At 26.5% G+C, this 4,670-nt stretch carries 3 protein-coding genes; 1 reads left to right on the forward strand and 2 read right to left on the reverse strand.

The window, feature by feature from the left end; genetic code table 11:
- Positions 1-78: 78 nt before the first annotated feature.
- Positions 79-2,532, forward strand: coding sequence for a hypothetical protein (locus DWV68_RS14200; RefSeq protein WP_118666109.1), 2,454 nt, complete (start codon positions 79-81; stop codon positions 2,530-2,532).
- On the opposite strand, the gene DWV68_RS14205 is transcribed toward DWV68_RS14200, so the two are convergent.
- Both DWV68_RS14205 and DWV68_RS14210 read right to left on the reverse strand, forming a co-directional pair.
- A complete protein-coding gene (locus DWV68_RS14205; protein WP_197420881.1) occupies positions 2,478-3,584 on the reverse strand; it encodes a hypothetical protein in 1,107 nt (368 codons plus the stop codon). The two genes, DWV68_RS14200 and DWV68_RS14205, sit on opposite strands and share 55 nt — an antisense overlap.
- 1 nt (position 3,585) lies before the next feature.
- Positions 3,586-4,563 carry an ATP-grasp domain-containing protein gene (locus tag DWV68_RS14210; RefSeq protein WP_118666113.1) on the reverse strand — a complete coding sequence of 326 codons (978 nt, stop codon included), beginning with the start codon at positions 4,561-4,563 and terminating at the stop codon, positions 3,586-3,588.
- Positions 4,564-4,670 lie beyond the last annotated feature (107 nt).

Consider the following 4,670-nt stretch of genomic DNA (forward strand, 5'->3'; position numbering starts at 1 on the left):
TGGATAATAGGAGATTATCCATCGTTTTTGATGGTGATTCATATCCTGTTATAGACTTTTTGTTTGAGGAATAGTAATATGAGAAAATTAGAGTGTGTAGATCGTGAAAAGTTTTGTGATGAACTTTATAAATTAATTTTTGAATCTCAGTCAAATTCTTTTCAGTTTGTAGGAAAAAATGGAACTGGTAAGGAATATGTTTTAGAAAATCTAGAAAAAAAATTAAGAAAAAAAAGTGAAATATACAGAATCTTTTCTGATACACTCATTAGAAAAGGACAGCGCATATCTACGCATACAATTAGTGTAGTCTTTTCATTAAATGGCTTAATAGGTATGTCATTATCTCCAACAAAAAATGATTCTCATAAAATCAATTATATAATAGCTAATTTGAAATCTCTTACTTTGAAAAAAAATATATTAATTTCTGCAACAGACTATGATATACTTCCACCAGAAAGCAGAGATTTTATTAATATTTTGCTCTGTAACAAGAATTTTATTGAAAAAAAAATTAATAAAAAGATATCAATAATTATAACTAGTAATGAGGATTACTTTAATGGTAAGTACAATGTAGAAACCGTAATATTTAGGGATTATGATAGAGCAGATATTTATAACTATTTAATAAATGTTTGTGGTTATACGGCTCCACAAATTACAAATACACAATTAACCCAAATATATAAGCTTTGTGGTACTAATCTCAATTTAGTAAATAATTATGCAAAATTAATTATAAGTAATGATGAAACTTCTACTTCGATTGAAAGCATTATAGATACAAAATTGAATTATTATATTCGTTCTGGAGAAAAATATAATTTATCAAAAGAAGAATTGCAATCTATACTTTTAACATCATCTATGAGTATACATATGCTTACAACTAATATGATAAGTTACATTAATAGCATAAACGAACAAAGTGTACAAAATGGATTTTATTGTGCCCTGAGCGAAAAGTTTATAGAAGAAGAACTTGTTTCGCAATTGCATAAAACTATTAATTATTCATTTGTTTCAGAAGAAGAAAAAAAGTACTTGTATAATTTAGCACAAAAAACTTATAAACAAAAAACACTTGAGTATTATATATATTTATCAGAAGTTGCTGAAGATGAATATTTCGAACGCTCACAATATTTATTTCGATATTATGATGCTATTAACAAGAATGTCTTTGCTTTAATTATGCTTGGTATATCCAAAAGTTTTATGTTAAACGACATTTTGCAAAGAGACAAAATTACCTCTTTCTTTTTAAAAAACAATACTAATGAACGCTATAAAGAGCTTTTTAACAAAATATGCGAAGCATATATTAATCATTATCAAGGTTATTATCAAAAAACTTTAGAAATTCTTGAAAATATTGATTACTCAGAAATAAATATTGTGCTTGCAGCAGAACTGCGTAGATTAATATTTAATAGTGGTTATATTGGACATAGTTTGACACCGACTTTCCTTAATGAAGTAGCTCAGGAATTGCATGCATATTTAGACCAAAGAATATTTTTAAGTACAAATTTTGCTCCTAAAAACAAAGATGAAAAAATACTATCACTGAGAATTATTTTTGAATTAGCACCTTATGTATTAGATACTTTAAATGATAAAGAAAGTTTTTGTAAACTATATGATGATAGTTTACTATTGACGAATTATATTAATAACCATTTTATAAAAAAGAATTTTTCGGAATATATTATAAACGTTTTCAATAGAAAAGCTTTTTTATTTGCAGTACCATCACAAGCAATTGTGTATTACGAACAAGCTGTTGCTTATTTTAAGGATAATAAAATTTGGGATGAATATGTTATAGCTTTAGCCTCCAAAGCAGGAAATGAAATTGCACTTCAAAAATATTCACTAGCTATAAATAATTGTGCAAAGGCAATAACTACTATAAAAGAGTTACAATTAGAGATTTCGCAAGAAGAAAAAATATATAATAATTTATACATAGCAGAATTTCTATATTTTGAATCTAATGAAGATAATGGATTGTTAGAAGTTCAGAACAAAGCTATTAGTATTTCTGAGAAATTAGAAAAACTGTTAACTGCTACACCTTGTGGAATGAATCATGTTATTTTGACTAATATTGCTTCATTGTATTTATACGCTGGTAAAGAAGATAAATATCTATATACAAAGCAACGATTAGAAACATCCTTAGGGTGTGAAGATGTATCTGCAGTAAAAGATGTAAAAATAAATGACTTTTATAGATATCACTTTGCATGGTACGAATTTTATTTAAATTTAATGCATCATAATTGGAAAAAGTGTTCACAAATTATTAATTTGCTAGACACATTTTACCCTTCAGTATTTCATAATACTGAAAAAATGGATTTGCGAGTTCAAGCTGCACGAAATCTAGTAAAAGGGAAAATTTTTCCGGATATTAAAAAATATGGACTAAATATGTTACAATATGCACCATCAGATAAGAAACTTTACATTTCTAGAGGTTTGCCATTATCAGATTTGCAATTTACTTCATGGGAATAATTTGTAACAGTTATAGCTGCAATCAGTAAAAAAATATCCGAATATTTTAATCCGAGTAATTGAGTGAACAAATATTCAACAGAACTATGTCTTGTTAAGTATGGACTACCTGCAATATCTATTAAAAAAAATTCGCCGTTCTTTCTTACTCTATAATCAAAACGGGCATAATTTTTTATATTCAGTAAATCTGCTGCTTTTTCAGCAGATTTCTGAATAGAATTGCATATCTGACGAGAAAAACATTCATATAACGGAGAAAAAGTATAATCATATTCATCAGATATGCGTGTTGTAATAATAGATGAATTGTTTATATTAACACTTATTGGGGGAAATGAATATAATTTACCGCCACATCTAATTACAAACACTTCACATTCATTTCCATGAATATATTCTTGAATTAGCAAATTATCACTTTGCATTTTACTATAAAACTTTTCCATCTCACTATTCATGGTATCATAGTCTGCAACATTGATTATATTAGTTTCATCTAATCCTATACTTGCAGATTCAAAAATGTTTTTGATAATTAAATCTTTATCTTTTATTTTATTAAATAAATCATTAGTAATCATTTTACTGCAAGTAGTGAAAGGAACTTTTATGTTTAAAGAACTTAAAAATTGAGTATATACAAACTTATTACGTAACAGAGAAATTACAAATGCATTTGAACTTACATATTTTAAACCATATAAATCACAAAAGGCTGGGATTAATGATTTTTTACCTTCTAAAAAACCATCTCTTGTGAAATTAAATACAATAATATCTTCCTTGGATAATGTCTTTGTATTGCCTAAAACATATTGCATAAACTCAGTTTCTGAATAAAATATCCTAACATATCCAAAAAGTTCAGTTATTGCTGATGCAATACAAGCAAATTCTGCTTTCGAAAAAAATTCGGAAAAATTAGCATGATGAATGAATGATTCTTCATTCTGAATAGTATCATTAACATTTGCTAATATCCAAATTGTATAATTGAATTTCTGGGGTTCAAAGCAATCAAGTAATTTAATAATTTCATGTCGATTCATTTTATTCATCTCCTGGTATTAAGATTGTTTCTTCATAATAACGAGAAATAATGCTTCCCCATTTTACAGAATTCATAATTTCGTTATATGATGGTAAATTTTCATTAAATAAAAAATGTGATATATACAAATCCATATAATTTAAAGATGACAACGCAGATGCAATCATTGTTGCGGCTGCTCTCGGATTAAGTTCTATAAAATAAGGTTTATCATCAACAATAAATTGGATATTTGAAAATCCCGGAATACAATATATATTGTATATTTTTTTGCATATATTAATTAATTCTTGCTGATTTTCTATTTCGCACTTAAAAGTTGTTCCATCCTTACTTGCTATTTCTTTTCGAGGAATGATAGAGCAGGGGCTTCCACTTTTATCACAAAATACATCTACGGTGTATAACGTTCCGTTTATGAATTTTTGTGTTATGTATTCATTTGAAAAAAAACTATAATTCTCTGTAATTTCGGTTCTATCAAATATTGTAATACCTCTACTACAACAAGAAATTCTTTTTCGTTTGATAAATTTTGTGTTATTAGTATTAATAAATTCACTATAATTCAAAATATTATGAGGAACATATATTCCGTATTTACTCATTTCTTGTGTTGCAAAATATTTATCTTTAAATGTTTCAAAAATATGTTTTTGTGGGATATACTTATATATTGCTTGGCTGATTTGACAATCTTTGAATTTGAGTAAATCATCTTCTTCAGCAGAAATAATTACATTTATTTTTTCGTTGTGTACAATTTTTTTAATTGAATCTATATAAGTTTCAGCGTTATCTTCACTAATATGATAAAATTTATCAACAAGCAAACTTCCACTAGAAAAGCCTTTTTCTATACTATCGCATCCTACAATATAACAATGAAATTTGGAGGAATTACGTAATAATTTAATAAAACTACCTGTTGATGCTTGATATGAAACATGCGCAATTAATATGTTAAGTTTTTTCATAATAATATCCTCTATAACCAAAAGATTTTATCATTCAACCTATAAATGCTTACTGTTTACAGGATATGAATCACCATCAAAAACGATGGATAATCTCCTATTATCCA

This window comes from Roseburia sp. AF12-17LB (assembly GCF_003479605.1).
Taxonomy (GTDB): domain Bacteria; phylum Bacillota; class Clostridia; order Lachnospirales; family Lachnospiraceae; genus Roseburia_C; species Roseburia_C amylophila.